The sequence below is a fragment of the Agrobacterium sp. ST15.13.015 genome, assembly GCF_027871645.1.
GTDB classification, from domain to species: Bacteria; Pseudomonadota; Alphaproteobacteria; order Rhizobiales; family Rhizobiaceae; genus Agrobacterium; species Agrobacterium leguminum.
On the sequence record NZ_JAQAHF010000033.1, the window covers coordinates 1 to 16,450 of the forward strand.

At 56.8% G+C, this 16,450-nt stretch carries 12 protein-coding genes; all 12 read right to left on the reverse strand.

The window, feature by feature from the left end; translation table 11 throughout:
• Positions 1-690: 690 nt before the first annotated feature.
• Positions 691-1,020, reverse strand: coding sequence for a hypothetical protein (locus PIB16_RS26195; protein WP_077768168.1), 330 nt, complete (start codon positions 1,018-1,020; stop codon positions 691-693).
• Between the two features lie 64 nt (positions 1,021-1,084).
• A complete protein-coding gene (locus tag PIB16_RS26200) occupies positions 1,085-2,959 on the reverse strand; it encodes a LysR family transcriptional regulator (RefSeq protein ID WP_077768167.1) in 1,875 nt (624 codons plus the stop codon).
• A 52-nt stretch (positions 2,960-3,011) separates the two neighbouring features.
• Positions 3,012-4,337 carry an MmgE/PrpD family protein gene (locus PIB16_RS26205; RefSeq protein ID WP_077768166.1) on the reverse strand — a complete coding sequence of 442 codons (1,326 nt, stop codon included), beginning with the start codon at positions 4,335-4,337 and terminating at the stop codon, positions 3,012-3,014.
• 92 nt (positions 4,338-4,429) lie between these two features.
• Complete coding sequence (locus PIB16_RS26210) at positions 4,430-5,215, reverse strand: amino acid ABC transporter ATP-binding protein (RefSeq protein ID WP_077768165.1); 786 nt, start codon at positions 5,213-5,215, stop codon at positions 4,430-4,432.
• Position 5,216: 1 nt separating this feature from the next.
• Positions 5,217-5,984, reverse strand: coding sequence for an amino acid ABC transporter permease (locus PIB16_RS26215; protein WP_012475919.1), 768 nt, complete (start codon positions 5,982-5,984; stop codon positions 5,217-5,219).
• An 87-nt stretch (positions 5,985-6,071) separates the two neighbouring features.
• Entirely contained in the window at positions 6,072-6,794 is a 723-nt protein-coding gene (locus tag PIB16_RS26220) for an amino acid ABC transporter permease (RefSeq protein WP_012475920.1), read from the reverse strand.
• 141 nt (positions 6,795-6,935) lie between these two features.
• On the reverse strand, positions 6,936-7,835 hold the full coding sequence (locus PIB16_RS26225; protein ID WP_012475921.1) for an ABC transporter substrate-binding protein: 900 nt from the start codon (positions 7,833-7,835) through the stop codon (positions 6,936-6,938).
• Positions 7,836-7,992: 157 nt separating this feature from the next.
• Positions 7,993-9,954 carry a hydantoinase B/oxoprolinase family protein gene (locus PIB16_RS26230; RefSeq protein ID WP_077768164.1) on the reverse strand — a complete coding sequence of 654 codons (1,962 nt, stop codon included), beginning with the start codon at positions 9,952-9,954 and terminating at the stop codon, positions 7,993-7,995.
• 2 nt (positions 9,955-9,956) lie between these two features.
• Positions 9,957-12,008 (reverse strand): hydantoinase/oxoprolinase family protein, encoded by a 2,052-nt coding sequence (locus tag PIB16_RS26235; RefSeq protein ID WP_012475923.1) that lies wholly within the window; start codon positions 12,006-12,008, stop codon positions 9,957-9,959.
• Positions 12,009-12,268: 260 nt separating this feature from the next.
• Entirely contained in the window at positions 12,269-13,018 is a 750-nt protein-coding gene (gene hutC / locus PIB16_RS26240) for a histidine utilization repressor (protein WP_161596396.1), read from the reverse strand.
• 203 nt (positions 13,019-13,221) lie between these two features.
• Positions 13,222-14,751, reverse strand: coding sequence for a histidine ammonia-lyase (gene hutH / locus PIB16_RS26245; protein WP_012475925.1), 1,530 nt, complete (start codon positions 14,749-14,751; stop codon positions 13,222-13,224).
• Positions 14,752-14,933: 182 nt separating this feature from the next.
• Entirely contained in the window at positions 14,934-15,890 is a 957-nt protein-coding gene (locus PIB16_RS26250; protein WP_077768163.1) for a DUF3830 family protein, read from the reverse strand.
• Positions 15,891-16,450 lie beyond the last annotated feature (560 nt).

A 16,450-nucleotide genomic window follows, 5' to 3' on the forward strand; every position in this document is an offset into this window, starting at 1 on the left:
ATCGACTGGTCGCGCAGCATGCCGTTCACGAAGTCGAGGTTCGTGAAGTATTGGTTGTTTGTCCCGACCGCGAAGGTGCCGGTCCGGATATCATGAAGCTCCTTCGGCTCGATATGGAGGATTGCCTTTGTTGAAAGCGTGATCTCTGCAACGAGCTGTCGGAGGTCGGGAGCGACTTGCCTGCAGGCCATGTGTTATGAACAAGAAGGTGGAAGCAAATAGATGATGTTAGGAAAGGGTGGGATTGCAGGGTGGGCAGGCACGATACTTATAGTGGAAAAAGGTATGGAGCAATTTCGCCGAAATCTGGGTGGGCCTTCTAAATATTGGGCGGGCCGCCCACGTAACTATAATTGCAGGGGCCCACCAGGTTAATTGCGTGGCCGCGTTGATTGGGTGATATTATTACCTAACATGAGATTGTTATTTGACAGGATATATCCCCTTGTCTAGTTCGTCAGTTCGTCAGTTCGTCAGTTCGTCAGTTCGTCAGTTCGTCAGTTCGTCAGTTCGTCAGTTCGTCAGTTCGTCAGTTCGTCAGTTCGTCAGTTCGTCAGTTCGTCAGTTCATTAACATTGCTCCGCGCTTGCCTGATTTGAGAGGTTGTCTCTGCACGGGTCTGCAGCGACATATGGCTACGAGGACCTACCTTGCCGATGAGCCGTATCCATCCGGCGTAGGCCGCGGGGTTTATGATCTCGGCTCGTCTGCCATGATGCGTTCGATCCTTTCGGGATCACATTGCTCATCGACGCGGAATTGCCGGACACCGCCCTCGCAGGTGCGGATACCGGCGAGGAATTCCTTTAAGCTCTCGATGCCCCGGTCGGTGAAGGTCGTGACGCCCTCTTGGCTGCCGTCATGGGCATGGATCATCTCGCCGTAATCGATATTGTCTGAGTTGCTGGCGATTTCCTGGAGGAGTTCGAGGTTCTCGCCGATCAGCGAAGCAACATAATCGATCGTGTAGACATGCGTCGGGCGCGCTGACCTTGCCCCGTTGTGAGCCGCTAAGCGCATTGTCCTCACCACCAGCTCATGTGCTGTAACGCGCGAAGCTGTCGCAGGCTGTACCCTCTATAAGTTAAGGTACAACTCTGCCGTTGGATGAATTAGCCTCCTGAAACGCTTCCTTTACGTGGCTGATCAAAGCACGTTCAGTCTCGTTAAGCGGCGTGGAGGTGGAGAATATTGCCCATAGTCGCCGCGGCGGGACTAAATGGTCGAGAGAGAACGTGTCCACGATCCCTGCCTCGATCTCCTTGATCATCACCGACGCTGGCAAGATCGTGCCAAGAGGTGAACGACGCAAAACCGAGACGATCAGAGGTACCGAACCCAACCGCATTACCGGCTCGAGCTGCACAGTAGACTTCGCAAGTGCCGTCAGAAGAGTTTGATGCATTGTGAGCTGTGAAGGTGCCAGAAGGAGCGGGATGCTCCTCAGCTCGTCTGCCGAAACTCTCTCGGCCTGAGGCGCAAAATTCAGCTTCCTATTGACGATCAGGACGACGTCTTCGCTGCGGCCAATTAGTAGAGAGCCTACTTGCGGATCGATCCTACCAACGACAGCAATATTGAAACGGCCGGTTAGAACGCCATGATGCAGTACATGTCGAGGGCCCTCCACAACCTCGATTTGGCAGTTCGGAAATTCATTGTGAAATGCGCTAAGCGCCACGGCCATGCATTCGGACGTCAAGGAATCTGCGCTCCAACTCACCGGTAACGCAATCCGAATTGATTGTTCAAAGGCCGCAGCTATGTGGCTTCGTTCGCCCAGAGTGTCGTTGAAAGCCCTCTCAACGCCGACAAACAGCGAATGCAGCCTTTCAGCATCATCGGTCGGTTCAGAACCGGTCTTCTTCCGGTCGATAAGCCTTGTCCCGAGCGCATATTCGATCTGTTCAAGCTGGGCCGGTATCATCGGAGCAGTCCGTCCGGCGACGCGGGCAGCGCTCGCCATGCTGCCGGTCTGCACCACACGATTCACGGTAGAAATCTGCTTCAGGCTAACCTTGGGATGGAAATTCGTGGCTTCGGACCAGCCCGAAGGGGCCTCGACGCCTTTGCGGACATCATTTAGCAGATTTAACAGAAGTTCATGGTCGTTAGAGAGCTCTGCGGTCACGCAGCACGACGGACTGCGAATTACCGGAACCGCAGTGATGCCCTGGATGCGAAGACGCTGGGGTACAGTCAGTTGGGGCAGAAGTAGATCCGACTTGCGGATGTCGTCGATGAGCCCTCGGAGATCCTGCAGACTTCGATCGGTGGTGGAAATCCGTGATGTCGCGATACCGCTGGAGCGGTCGAATTTCGTGTCGCTTTGCAGTGTACCCGGCAGATCGGGAATTTCGGTTTTTGGAGCAATGTCACCACGCTCGGGTCGCTCCCCAACCGTATGGGTCAGCCTCGTCCAATGGTCTGGAGCAACGACAACAGAAGGTCCGGATACCCCAGTACCGATGGTATGTTGGATCTTGAGCTGCCCGAGTGGCACCGCGTCTGACAGAAGATGGCTGGGACCGTTCTGCATTCCGAAGGCGCCAGTACCCGTGAAGATCAAGTCTACATAAGGGTGGTCGGGTTTGGAATGGAAGCGGCGGATCGCCGTGATTACAGCGTAGGAAATTGCTGTCCAGGTATAGTCAACGTCTAATTTGAGGATGACGGGCGCCGAAGGCGCCGCGCTGCCGCCAAGTTTGGCATGACTCAAATATTCCTCGGCAAGGAGGAGACGAACACTGCGATTGTACAGCCAGACCGCCGAGCGTAGCGGAAAGGAGTTACGCCCTTTGCGACCAAAAAGCGTCACTCCAATCTGGGCTTCGAGCGTGCTGAGCTTGGCACTCAATGCCGATGGTGTGAGACCAAGCTTCGCGGCCGCATGCGCCATCGTTGGACTGTCGCAACTGACAACGAAAGCTGCCAGATGCGGAAAGTCGATCTTGGGCATACTAACCTCGGATGAATGTGCGCATCAGAACCTTGCGCGAGCTCTGGAGACCCTATGCTGAAAAGATATCGGACAACCGGGTTGCCTTGTCCAGATCACGGATCGCCCAAACATGCTTTCCGAAATCGGCCACCCTCGACTGCCTTGCGCGGGAAATGCCTCCCGCCAGTTTCCTGGTGATTTCCTCCCATCCGGCTGGATCGTCGGGCGCCCCTCGCGGCACACGCCGCCGCTCGGCCAGTCGCTTTCCGTCCAGGAAGACCACTTCGATGTCGGGGTTGTCCGAATCCTCACTCCGCGCGAACATCGCCACCTTGACCAATAGCTCGGAAACGTCCTCATGTGCGATGGCGTTCGTTTCAAAATCGTTCAGCGTTAACTCGCCTTGGAGCAGGGCGGTCGCCACCGTATAGTTCATGCTGAACTTCGCCTCGATTCCCGTTCTCGGCTTCGGAAAGCGCAGATAGCGGATGCACTCGTCGCGGACGAAACAGTTGATCCGTTCGATCGCTTTGATGTCGAAACCAGACAGCGCTCGGATCGTCAATGCGCCATCAATTGCAAGATGGGTGCAGCTGCAGCAAGGATAAAGCTTTACTGCAAGGCCGGGGGTAACAAGTTCCCAAGGGTTGCCGAGAGCTGGCAACGTTGCTGCTGATCCGCCTGTGAATGCATCCAGGAAACCGGATGGTGCCTCAAGGATGCCAGATCCGGCCGTGAAGTCGCTTTCTGCCAGCTTTGCAGCAAGGAAGCCAGCTTGAGCGGCCCGGCCGCAATGCAAACTCTTCGTCATCGTTCCGGTGTTGCCAAGGATGCCCCCGGCAAAGGAGCACGCGATCGCGAGTGCGTGCTCCGTTTGGCGCGCGTCGAGGCCACGCAAGTTGGCCGCAGCGCCGGCAGCTGCGAGAGTCCCGAGCGTCGACATCGTATGCCACCCTTGGCGCGTATGTGCGCTGCCCACTGCGATGCCAAGCTTGCAGGCGATCTCGATCCCGACTGCATAGGACCGCAGGAATGCCCGGCCGCTCGCTTGCGTTTCGAAGGCCGTCGGCAGCAGCGCACTGACGATCGGGGCACTCGGATGGCCATTCATCGAGAACTCGCTCGTATCATCAAAGTCGTCTGCATGCGCGCAGGTGCCGGTCAGAAGAGCCGCCAGTGCAGGATCGCTCCAGCAACCTAGACCAGGGACGGGAATGCCCTCCCGATCGTTCCCTGGTGCGCATACTGCAACGAGAATTTCTACAGGCCGAGACGCCGTGCCAGCATATATGCAAGCGAGTGTGTCGGCCACATGGATCTTTGCGCGCTCGGACACAGACTGAGGCACTTCCCGCACATGGGCGATGAAGTCGGAAAGCTCGGCTGTTATGGACATGACAATGTTCGGACTTGTGCGCCTTGGAAATGAAGAAAACAGGCCATGTCTTGGGCACCTAGCGGAGACGCCGGCCGTAATTCGCCAACTGTTTAGGAGATTCGCTCCAGGAATTCGGCCGTGCGAGCGTTTTGGGGGCGACCAAAAATCTGCTCTGGTGGCCCCTGTTCAATGATGGAGCCCTTATCCATCACAACGACTCGGTCGGCCACCTCTCGTGCGAAACCCATTTCGTGAGTGACGACGATCATGGTCATGCCCTTGCCGGCGAGTTCTTTCATGACAGAGAGAACTTCGCCGACCATTTCCGGATCAAGTGCGCTGGTCGGCTCGTCAAAAAGAACAATCTCGGGCTTCATCGCGAGAACGCGAGCAATTGCTACACGCTGCTGCTGGCCACCCGAGAGTTGCGCGGGATACTGATCTCGCTTATCGGCCAATCCGACGCGCTCCAGCAGGGCAATTCCTTCCTGGATCGCCTCTTGCCTCGGGCGCTTTAGAACATGAACGGGAGCCTCGATGATGTTCTGCAGAGCGGTCAGATGCGGAAATAGATTGAAGCGCTGGAAAACCATGCCAACATTCCTGCGGATTGCGGCCTTTTCCTTCTCGCTGAGTGGGACCTTTTTACCGCCTGCGAGCTTGTTGCTCACAAGTGCGCCATTCAGGTAGATCTCACCGCTCTGGATTTGCTCCAGATGATTGATACAACGGATAAGCGTCGTTTTGCCGGAGCCGGACGGACCGATGACGACAACGGTCTCCTTAGGTTGGACCGTCATTGAAACATTCTTGAACACGCTCAGGGTACCGAACGACTTGCTTACGCCGCGGAGTTCCACGGCAGGTGCCACGCTGGCTTTGGATTGATCGGCCATTTCAGGTTTCCATCTGTAACAGGTTGGGGGCGTTCGACTCGGGCTCGCGCGCAGCAGTGCGAGGACTCCAGGACAGCCGGTTCTCGATCCATTGTTGAAGGACGGTCCACACCCCGGTCAGCACGAGATAGTAGACGGAGATCGCCGCATAAACTTCGAAGGTCTTGAAGTTTTGCGATCGCAGGCTGTCGGCGACGTGTACGAGTTCTGGAACGGCGATGACGCTCAGGAACGCAGTGGTCTTGAACATCATGTTGCATTGGTTTCCGAGCGAGGGGAGGATGATGCGAAGCGCCTGGGGGAGGATGATCCGGCGCATCGCCAACGACGGCAACATGCCCAATGCCTGTGCGGCCTCGCTTTGTCCTTTCTCGACCGATCGGATGCCGGCCCGCGTGATCTCGCTCATATATGCTGCTTCGTGCAAGCTGAATGCGAATATGCCAGCGACAATCGCTCCGCTGATGGAAAACGCCGGCGTCGTGATTGTCGACGGGAAGATGTCAACACCGATCAGGTAGGGCAGCCCAAAATAGATTAGAAACAACTGCACGAGGATAGGAGTTCCTCGGAAGAACCAGACGTAAAGCCAGTTGAAACCTCTAAGCGCGCCATACAGGCTCAGTCCGAATAGTGCCAGGAACAGTCCCGCAATGATCCCGACCGCCATTGATGTGAGAGTGACGGAGACGGTGAGCCAGACAGCATATATAAGCTGCGGTGGTGGCGAGAAAACCAGCTCGAGGAAATAGTGCAGGTCAAAGTTCATGATTGAGCTCCCGGAGCAACTTCGCCGCCTTCATGAGACCGAGTGGCGTTCGAGCGACTACGCTCGCCGAATTGGGTGCGGACCAGGTCATATCGAAACGAAGCCCTTTGAATAACGCTTCTCCAATGCTTCTTGGAGAAAGCTCCAAGCGGTTGTGAGCGCGAGGTAGTAGATCGATACGCCGAGATAGACCTCGAAGGTTTTGTAGGTCACTGAATTCACTGCGTCGGTGATAAACAGCATCTCTGGAACCGCGATCAGGTACAGCAACGATGTCGCCTTGAACATGCCGTTCATCTGATTGCCAAGTGGAGGCAACATGATGCGAATTGCCTGTGGCAGAATGATCCGCTGCATGAGAAGCCCCGGCGTCATGCCGACGGCCCTGCCGGCATCCCACTGGCCATGGTCGACCGAAGCGATAGCGCCGCGAGAAATTTCGCTGAAGTATGCCGCCTCATGGAGCGCGAAGGCGGTCACCCCCGCGACAATCGCCCCGCTGATCGAAATGAAGCCGAACAGATGCACGTCCTGCGGAAAAAGATCGACATTCGTCAGATAGGGGAGGCCGAAATAGATCAGAATGACCTGCACAAGGAGCGGTGTGCCGCGAAACACGAAGATGTAGGCGCTGTTGAACCAGCGGAGCACGCGCCATCGTGATAGTCCGAACAGGGACAAGACAAGCCCCAACACCACACCGATGACCATGGACGCGAACGCGACCAGAACCGTCGTGAGCAGACCGCGCAGAAGGGCGGGCCGGGGATTGAAGACAAAATCCAGGAAAAAGGCGATATCGAACTGCATGTCGATAATGTCCCCGTTTCTTATTGTGTTCGAGTTCCGTTGCCGAGGACCTTACCTCTTGCGCGGAGGGCTGCCGCCGAAGCGGCAGGCCAGGAGTGTACACCTACTCGAACCTATCGAGCGTTGGGCATCTGCGGAAAATCATGGGCACTGCTTGTCGTTGCGGCAAAGCTCGACATGGCCGTCCATGCCCCAGGTCTTGGCGGCCTGCTCGACATAGCCGCTTTCGTAGAGAGAGACATAAGCCTTGCGTACGGCTTCTTGCAGCGCAGGGTCGTCCTTGCGAAGCACAATACCGATGGTGAGGGGGTCGATCGGTAGACCGCCGATCTCATATTTATCGCCGGTGAGCTTCTTGAAGTAGGAGAGTGTCATCGCGTCGCTCACGAAAGCGTCCACACGTTTCAGATCGAGCTGCCGGAACGTGACCGTATTCTGCGGATAGGACTGGATCTCGATCGGTGGCTTGCCTTCGGCGCTGACCTTGGTGTTGGCTTCCTTCAGTAGGCGTTCGTTGGTGCTCGAGACCAGAACCGCGACGCGGTGTCCTGAAAGATCCTCGTAAGTCTTGATATTGAGGGGGTTTCCTTTCGGGACAAGGAGGCCCATCCGCTCGCGCACGTACTCCACGAAATTGTATTTTGCGACGCGAGCTAGACTTTTCGAATTGTTCGACATGACTGCATCGCATTTACCCGTGTCCAAAGCAGCGAAGATACTGGCGAACGGATAGTGGACGACTTCGGTTTTGATACCCATCGCCGGGCCAATCGCCGACATTACGTCAACATTGAAGCCTTTCGGCGTGACGCCGTCTTCATCCAGGAAGCCGCCGGGGGGATTGCCGAGTTCGGTGCACATGACAATCTTGCCGGCCTTCGCCAGTTTTTCGGTTGGCTCGACGCTCTTCGTGATTCCCGAAGCCGCCTGGCTGTTTTCATATGCTTTGCCTTCGGATGGCTCCGCCGCCTTTGCTGCCGGTGCGATACAGACTCCGGCAAGAAGTAGATTCACGATCAATGCGTAAGAACGAATTCTCATTGTATTCCCCTTTCTTCTTCACGATGTTAGATCGTTTTCACTACGCGGGACGCATCTCCTGTGATCGAGAATTACGTCCAGGTGTTTTGGTTTCGGCAATGGGCGATGGTCGCTGGCTATTCTCCGCTGTTGTTGTCATGGACGCACCGCTAAGCTGTCATTGCTGCAAAAGCCGGTTTTCCTCCGCGAGTGCATTCGGGATTAAATCGAGCGTCGCTCTTTTGCTTTCCTTGATGAAGCGCGAAACCGTATTGCGTACGAGGGTTGCTCTGACCGAAGCGTCATAATCAAAAGAACGGACGGCCAGGGCAGCCCGGACGTCGATGGGCCAGATGGCGTCGAACGCCTGTCGCGTTTCACAATGCGAGAATCGGTTGTTGCCCTTGATCATGGCCGACCTGGCTGCCTCAGTGGCCTTCATATCGATCGTGAAGTCATCGCGAATTACCACCCCGTAGGCCGCGCGAGCTTTTTCAGCTGAGACGACGCCCCGCTTTACGTCCGCGAGCACAAGCTCGGGATCTCTCTCTGACGCTGGCCCAAACCCGCCCCCCGCCGGAGTGATCAGGCGGACGACGTCACCCCGCTTGAAGTGGAGAACGTCAATCTTGCCGATCTCACGTTCATCCTTCGTGTCGGGGTTGACGATGACGCGCGCGAGGGATCCGGCTTCGCCGCCCATGATACCCCATGGAGTGAATTTGAGCCGATCCATGCCGCGCACCGTCATGACGGCCTCAACGTCGGTGTTCTCCAGATCCAGGACCACCGAGGCGCCGCTGCGCCAACGACCCGGTGCCTGGCTGTCGATGACAAGGCCGTATCGTTGAACGCGCATGATAGTTTCGACTTCGATAGTCTCCGCCGGCACGGTCAAAAGTGAGCCCGACCGGTTGTCGACGCCATCGATACCGTCGTGTCCTATTTTACCGCCACCGCCGCCGCAAATTGGATTGATCACGCTCACACGCTTGCCGCCATGAAGACGGTCGCGTCCGGTGACCACGATGATCCCCGACATACCCGGGCCAGCTGCGGCCAGTCCTCCGGGGATTGCGGCGTTCAAGCAACCAAGCACAACGTCGTAGACGCGGGTCGACGCGGTGACGCGTGATCCGCCGGCGGCTGGGAAGTTCGCATTGATGATCGTTCCGCGGGGAGCGATGATCTTGACCGGCCGCAGAAGGCCACGGTTCCGGGGAGCGTCTGGCGCCTTTGTCAGGATATAGTAGATTAGCGATTGCAGGGTATAGGGATGTGTGGTCGAGCCAGTGACATAGTTGAAGGCTGCGAGGACCTGAGGATCCGTTCCGGTAAAATCAAACAGTAAATCGCTGCCGGTGACCGTCATCTTCGCATGGATATTGATGAATTCACCGGCCTTCATACCCTCAATGTAGTCGGCGAACTCGTAAATTCCGTCGGGAATTTCGGCGATAACCTCCCGGGCCCTCGCTTCTGATAGGGCGAGCGTTGCATCCATCCCGTCGATGACTTCCTGCGTCGAATACCGATCACAGAGTTGGCCGAGACGCACATCCATGCTCTTCATAGCAGAGAACATTGCTTGGATATCGCCCCACAGCTCCGATGAGATGCGGCTGTTATCGAGCAAAATGTTTCTGACGGCCTCGTTGAGAACTCCCTCGCGATACAGAAGCACGGGGCGGAGCCTCAGCCCCTCCTGAAATGTTTCCGTAAGTGTCGGCGCTATGCTTCCGGGAACCGCGCCGCCGATGTCTGAGGCATGCACGAAGGCCCATGCCAGCGCTATGAGCCGGCCGTCGCGGAAGATCGGATGCACCAGCGACACATCCATCATATGGGTGACCATGCCGTCGCTTGAGAATGGATCATTGGTTATGATGCAGTCTCCAGGCTTCAGGGAGGAAATTGGGATATCACCGAGACCGCCCTTGACCGACAGTCCGATGAAGGCGCTGACACCGGTATTTACGGGGTAGGCGAATGCTTCACCCTCAGCATTTGCCAATGCGCACTGGAAATCCTGAACGAGCTTCACGAAGGTTGTGTGAGCCGTACGCTGAAGGGTCGAGGATGCTTCTTCGACGATCGCGTTGAACCGGTTCGCCATGATTGCAGTTTGTACGGGATCCATTTTTACTGCCTCCGCGTCAGTGCGAGTGCGCCGGTTGCGAGGGCGCTCGCGTGAAATGCTGCTGGTACGAGGACGGTAGAATCGTCCTCCTCGATGACGCACGGCCCCTTGACCGTGCTGCCGACAGTCAGGTCCTTGCGCCGATAGGTGCTGGCGGAAGGATGGAGCTTTCCGGCAATGCGGATGTCGCGCTGCCCAACGGGCGCAATTTCAGCACGAGGCCCAAGTGGAGCGTGCTCGTCTGGAGGCATAGGCAGACTGCCCCGGACACGCACGCGCAGTTCAACGAACTCCACTGGCGCAGCCGTGTCGCAATGGCTGTAAAGCCGCAGATGCTCATCATGGAAACGATTGGCAATAGACGTAAGATCGGGAAATCTGCCATGACTGACAGGCACTGCGACCGCGACTTGGAATGACTGTCCCCTATATCTCAGCTCGGCCCAGAACTCGTGTTCCACCGAAACCAGTCGGGATCCGTCGATCTGGTTCGATAACCAGACCAGGGTCTCATCCTTGAGCTTTTCGAATTCCGCCGCCACGAGTTCGTCGGTGACGGTCGAACCCTGGATCACCGCAATGACATCGTGTGTAAGTGAAGTCACGACCCCGCCCCGAGCGCAGAAGACCGAGGGAGCGGGCGGCACGATGATCGAATTGATGCCGACCTCATCGGCCAGAAGCGGACCATGTAGCGCACCATTGCCGCCGAATAGCACGAGGGTGACGTTTTGCGGGTCGAGGCCATGGGCGGCAAGATAGGGCAGAATGCGGCTTACCATATTGGAGGTAGTCACCGACAAGCACGCGTCAGCCGCTTCGGCAGTCGAGACGCCGAGCTGCTGCGCCACGGAGGAGTAAGCAGAAGCGGCGCGATCGACATCGAGGCGCATCGCGCCCCCGAGGAAATTCTCGGCGTTCAGATAACCGCACAGGAGGTAGGCATCCGTAACCGTCGGCATGTCGCCGCCGCGGGCAAATGCAGCCGGTCCAGGAAAAGCGCCGGCACTCTCCGGACCGACTCGCAATGCAGGACCATTCAACCGCACCAGAGAACCGCCGCCGGCGCCGATCGCTTCAATTTCGGTAACGGGCAGGGTGATCGGGAAATCGCCGACCGCGCCTTGTGCCGTTACCGTTGGTTGGCCCTGGCGGACCAAAGAGACGTCCGTACTTGTGCCGCCCATGTCGAAGGTCAGCATATATTCATGCTTATTGGTGCTGGCGATGGTTTGGGCGGCGGTGATGCCGGAAGCAGGACCGGACAATAGGGTATGCACCGGAAAGTTCATGGCGTCGGCGAGGCCAAGCGCGCCGCCGTTTGACCGTGTCACGTAGAGGCGCGCCGAAGTCAGGCGCGAGTTCACATACTGCTCAATGTCGTGGAGATAGGACTTTACACGCGGCTTGACGTAGACGTTCAGGGTTGCGTTGACCGCACGCTCGTATTCGCCCATGCGAGGCCAGATGTCGCTCGATATGCAGACATCGATTTCAGGTGCCGCCGCCGTGATGATGTCGCGGACCTTTCGCTCATGTGTAGGATCGCGGAAGCTGTGCAGGAGGACTACTGCTATGGAGGACACACCTTCGGCGCGAACCGCGGCTACGGCCTTCCTGACTGCGCCTTCGTCTACCACGGTCAACACCTCGGCATCCGCGCTCAATCGTTCGGGAACCTCGAAGACCAGGTTTCTGGGCACCAGCGGCAGGGCGCGCGATGAAAAGAGATCGATCGGGTTCTTCAGACGCAGTCGCTGCAGCTCAAGGATGTCCCTGAAGCCTTCCGTTACGAATAGCGCTACCGGTTCAGCCGAGCGTTCGATCACAGTGTTCGTGCTGACCGTCGTTCCGTGCATGACGATGACTTCGTCGCCATCCTCAACCTCAAGCGCCTCCAGTAGCGGCTCGAAACCGTTTTGGAAACCCTGTGCGAAATTCGGTGGAGTAGAGGGCACCTTCAGGCGCTTGATCCCTTTTCCGGAATCCGCTCGCCATCCTACGAAGTCGGTGAAGGTGCCACCAATATCCACGCCAATCCTAACCAGTGCCATCGAATATTTCCCATTTCCTCACTTGTCTGAAGGCAAAACGATACCTGCATGGCCCGTGGGGCCACGTCGGCAAGTCATCTGCATTCAGCGTTTGATGAGCTATCTTGAGACAGAGCATCAGAGTTGCGTAGTGCAGTTTTATTAAATTGGGTGCATAGTTTTTTTGAAGTGGATGCCGCCTCGGATTCTTGGCGGCACTTCTTGTCACAAAAAACAGCGCCACAGGGCGCTGCTTGTTCCTTATCGTTCGAAGTCGCCGCTTATGGACCGACGGGAAGCGTATTCGGTTTGAAGCGGACGACGAACCGGTGACGGTCGCCAGGGTAGATCAGGCGCACGAATGTGATTAAGTCGCCCTCCAGCCAAGTCCGGCGCGCAATCGAAATGCAGGCCGTGCGCTCGACCACCTGTAGCCTCCTCGCCAGGATCGTATCAGCCGACACGGCGCGGATTGAATGCTCGCCTTCAGTAAAAGGGATGTTCTGAAGCAGCCAGCTTCCAGGCGGTTCGTCTTTGAACTGTTGGCGTTCGGCCTGTGGAACGGCGTCAAGATTGATCTGCCGCGTTTCCATTGTGAACGGAAGATTGTCGGCATAGTGCATAACTTCGAGGGTTAGGAGCCGTGTGCCAACCGGGACTCCTACATGCCGCGCATCGAGCGCGTCGGTGGCCTTTCGGATGCTGCGATCGGTAATCTCGAACGTATAGGTCCTGTCGATTGCCAGCACTTCTGCGCGGATATCCTGAATATGCATCAGCGGCTCTTCAATACGCGGCGGCGCGACGAAGGAGCCGGAGCGGCGCTTTCTCGAAATCATGCCCGAGGCTGCAAGGCTCGACAGGGCCTTGTTCACCGTCATGCGGGAACAATTGTAAATATCAACCAACTCGCGCTCAGGCGGGATGCGGAAGCCGGAGCCCCACTCGCCAGTGGCTATCTTGTTTTCGATGTCACGCTGAATCTCCAGATAACGCGACGACGCCTGTTTGTCTGTCGCGACTTCATCCATTGCTGGTCGATTCATTGTTAAGGAAGCGAGCATCAGTCACCAGTCGTACCTCTTTCACCTGTATTACAAACCTTTTATTGGTCTATAACATATGGTGCTTTGGCCGTATACCAACCGTGCTCATCGCAACAGCTCAATAAACTTTCTGAACGTCGGGAAGGGAACGCAGGGAGCCGCCCCTTCCCGGCTTATTCAGTCGAATATTAGAGCAACGGCAAAACATCCTTCGAAACGGGCGTTGCCAGGCGGCCGGTCGCAACGAGCTCCGTCGCGCGCTTGAGGTCTTCGGCCATGTATCGGTCGTCTTCGAGTTTCGGCACGGCGGTGCGAATAACCTTGCGAACTGCATCGAGCTCCGAACTGGAGGTGAGTGGCGTTCTCAAGTCAATACCCTGGGCTGCGCTCAGCGCCTCGATGCCCACAATCGAAAAGAGATTGTCGGTCATCTGCAGGAGACGCCGCGCGCCATGGCAGGCCATCGACACGTGGTCTTCCTGGTTAGCCGAGGTAGGGGTCGAGTCGACAGATGCCGGATGCGACATCTGCTTGTTCTCTGACATCAGCGCGGCCGAGGTTACCTCCGCGATCATGAAACCCGAGTTGAGGCCCGGCTTCGGCGTAAGAAACGCCGGCAGGCCATAGCTCAGGACCGGATCGACAAGCAGCGCAATGCGGCGCTGAGCGATCGCGCCGATCTCGCAGACGGCGATTGCAATCTGGTCCGCCGCAAATGCTACTGGCTCGGCGTGGAAGTTGCCACCGGATACGATCGTGCCGTCGGACAGGACGAGCGGGTTGTCCGTCGCGGCATTGGCTTCGATCATCAACGTGGCGGCGGCTTGACGTAGCAGATCGAGGCAGGCGCCGGCGACCTGAGGCTGGCAGCGAAGGCAATACGGATCTTGTACCCGCTCATCCCCCTCTTCATGGCTAGCGCGGATTTCGGAACCCGCCAACAGCCTGCTCAGCGCGCTGGCCACGTCGATCTGGCCCTGGTGGCCGCGCAGGGTGTGGATTTCTGGATGGAACGGCGCAGTGGAACCCATTGCGGCGTCCGTCGATAGCGCGCCGGAAATGAGGGATGAAATGAGAGCTCGGTGGGCGCGAAAGAGGCCGGCCAATGCCAGCGCCGTCGAGGTTTGGGTGCCATTGATCATGGCAAGACCTTCTTTGGCCTTCAAGACGATAGGGGTGAGGCCCGCCTTTGCCAATGCCTCTTTGGCTGGCATGACCTCACCGTCGAACTTCGCCTGACCTTCGCCGATCAGCGCCGCAGTCATATGGGCGAGCGGAGCAAGGTCACCGGAGGCTCCGACCGAACCTTTCTCCGGAATAATAGGGAGAACATTCTTTTCGAGCATCGCGGAGAGAACGTTTATGACCTGTGGTCGCACACCTGATGCACCCCTGCCGAGCGAGATCAACTTCAGCGTCATGATGAGGCGAACGATACCGTCCGGGAGTGGCGCTCCAACCCCACAGCAATGTGACAGGATCAGATTGCGCTGGAGGGTTTCAACGTCGTCGGCGGGAATGCGCACACTCGCCAGTTTGCCGAAACCGGTATTGATGCCGTAGTGAGCGATATCTCCCCCAGCGATCTCGGCGACCTTGTCGGCGGATATCTGCACTCTCTTCAGCGCCGCGGCATCGATCACGGGTGCGAGCGTGCCATCATAAACGGCAGCCAGGGTTTCCAATGAGACTTTTCCGGGAACGAGCGCGTGGGCCATGTTTAGAACCTTTTAGGGGGACAGGAGATCCAGAGGCATACATAATAGCCATGCGTCCTCTATTTTGTATATACCAATACGAAAATGGACCAAATGTAAAGCGCCGCGCAGCAAAAATACGAACAGCGGCTCTAAAGAGGTGCCGCTCTAATGCCGTCGTGGTGGCAACGGATTGATTATGTTCACTGAACCGGATTGAAACGACCGTGAAACTCTTGCCCGTTGACGGCTCGCCCGTAGAACATTCCTAGATACCACGGGAAGTAATGGTAGGACCACGCGCATAGGCGATTGCCATACATAATGAAGGTGCGGAGCAGTGTTTTGAGTTCTTCCTTGTCGTCCGTCTGCTTCATCGCCATACGAAGTTTGTTCGAGAAATCCAGCAGCGTGTTAAGACCGGAATAGCCGAGATACTCCGAATACGCGGGATCGAATGCTTCAACGGCGGCCACAAAGTCGTCGTGCGAGAGCGTATCGATAAGTTTGAGGAGCGGGTAGGCGGTGTACATGATATAGTCGCGGAGCATGCCGTTGGCGAAGTCCCAGGCAGTGAAAAACTGACCGTAGGTCCCGGTATCGCCGATCTGTCCCGTTCGGATCTTACGCAGATCCTCCGGCTCTACCGTCTGGATGCGCTTGGCTTCGGCGTAGAACTCGGCTGCGACGCCCTTGAGGTTTCCGAAGCGGCCCTGTCCATTGAAGGCTTCCGCGGGATCGTGTGGCCTTACCTCTACGAAGATCCTCTCCTTCGCGAAGAACAGATTGTTCCAGATGGCTTTGCCGACGATGGGAAGCAGATGGTGGTATTCCGGACGTACCTGTCCCAGCACCGGCTGCGCCAGGGGCTCAAGGCCCTTGCCATACTGAATGGAAAACTTATTGCCGGTCGCCTGGGAGTATCTCAGATCCCCAACGGCACAATCGACGATCCGCCGACGCAGCCGCACCGGCGCGGTGCTGATCGTCGGCGTCCAAGCATATAAGGACTCGCCGGAAACGACGGGATGAGCCTGCATCACCTTGAATGGCAGGTCCTGCCAAAATTCCTCGCACAATTCAGGGTTATCATCATCCGCCAATTCAGCCACGACCGTGATCTGAAGTTCCGGCCACGCGATATCGATCAATCTTCCCATTTTCAGCGCGCTCCGAAGAAAAATTCGAGCCAGTGAGACCGCGCCCCGAATAGGTATATACCATAGAGGTTGCTCGGCTGGTCGCAACGACGAAATCGCCTTAATCGGCGCTGAGCGAAAGAAAATTCCCATACAAAAAGGCGTATTTGTCTATTTTTGTGCAATTTTGGAATGATGTTAGAGGAATATTTCAGTTTCCGGATCGAGGCGCGGTCGTTTTCTGGCCCGTCAAGCCGTTAGTTTTTGGGCTAAACGTATATTTTCCTAAGCGGTATGCCGGACGAAAATATTAAATGGTCTATACAAAACGGAGTTTATGGCTATGCTAATCCGAGTGGAGGTCACCTGCCACGCACAAGATCAACCATAGGATTCTGAGAAATGTCGTTTAACAGCTTGAGTGACGTCGTTAAGGCGGTGAAGGAAAAGACGGCTGCTTATGAAAGCACCGAGCCGAAGGAGCTTCATGATATCCGGACCGGCACCTTCGCGGTCGGGACAAACAACCAATACTTCACGAACCTCGACTTCGTGAACGGCATGCTGCGCGACCAGTCGAT

Bases quoted from the DNA above. Each gene is read 5' to 3' on its own strand.
- PIB16_RS26195 (WP_077768168.1), bottom strand. From the start codon at position 1,020: ATGCGCTTAGCGGCTCACAACGGGGCAAGGTCAGCGCGCCCGACGCAT.
- PIB16_RS26200 (WP_077768167.1), bottom strand. From the start codon at position 2,959: ATGCCCAAGATCGACTTTCCGCATCTGGCAGCTTTCGTTGTCAGTTGC.
- PIB16_RS26205 (WP_077768166.1), bottom strand. From the start codon at position 4,337: ATGTCCATAACAGCCGAGCTTTCCGACTTCATCGCCCATGTGCGGGAA.
- PIB16_RS26210 (WP_077768165.1), bottom strand. From the start codon at position 5,215: ATGGCCGATCAATCCAAAGCCAGCGTGGCACCTGCCGTGGAACTCCGC.
- PIB16_RS26215 (WP_012475919.1), bottom strand. From the start codon at position 5,984: ATGAACTTTGACCTGCACTATTTCCTCGAGCTGGTTTTCTCGCCACCA.
- PIB16_RS26220 (WP_012475920.1), bottom strand. From the start codon at position 6,794: ATGCAGTTCGATATCGCCTTTTTCCTGGATTTTGTCTTCAATCCCCGG.
- PIB16_RS26225 (WP_012475921.1), bottom strand. From the start codon at position 7,835: ATGAGAATTCGTTCTTACGCATTGATCGTGAATCTACTTCTTGCCGGA.
- PIB16_RS26230 (WP_077768164.1), bottom strand. From the start codon at position 9,954: ATGGATCCCGTACAAACTGCAATCATGGCGAACCGGTTCAACGCGATC.
- PIB16_RS26235 (WP_012475923.1), bottom strand. From the start codon at position 12,008: ATGGCACTGGTTAGGATTGGCGTGGATATTGGTGGCACCTTCACCGAC.
- hutC (WP_161596396.1), bottom strand. From the start codon at position 13,018: ATGGATGAAGTCGCGACAGACAAACAGGCGTCGTCGCGTTATCTGGAG.
- hutH (WP_012475925.1), bottom strand. From the start codon at position 14,751: ATGGCCCACGCGCTCGTTCCCGGAAAAGTCTCATTGGAAACCCTGGCT.
- PIB16_RS26250 (WP_077768163.1), bottom strand. From the start codon at position 15,890: ATGGGAAGATTGATCGATATCGCGTGGCCGGAACTTCAGATCACGGTC.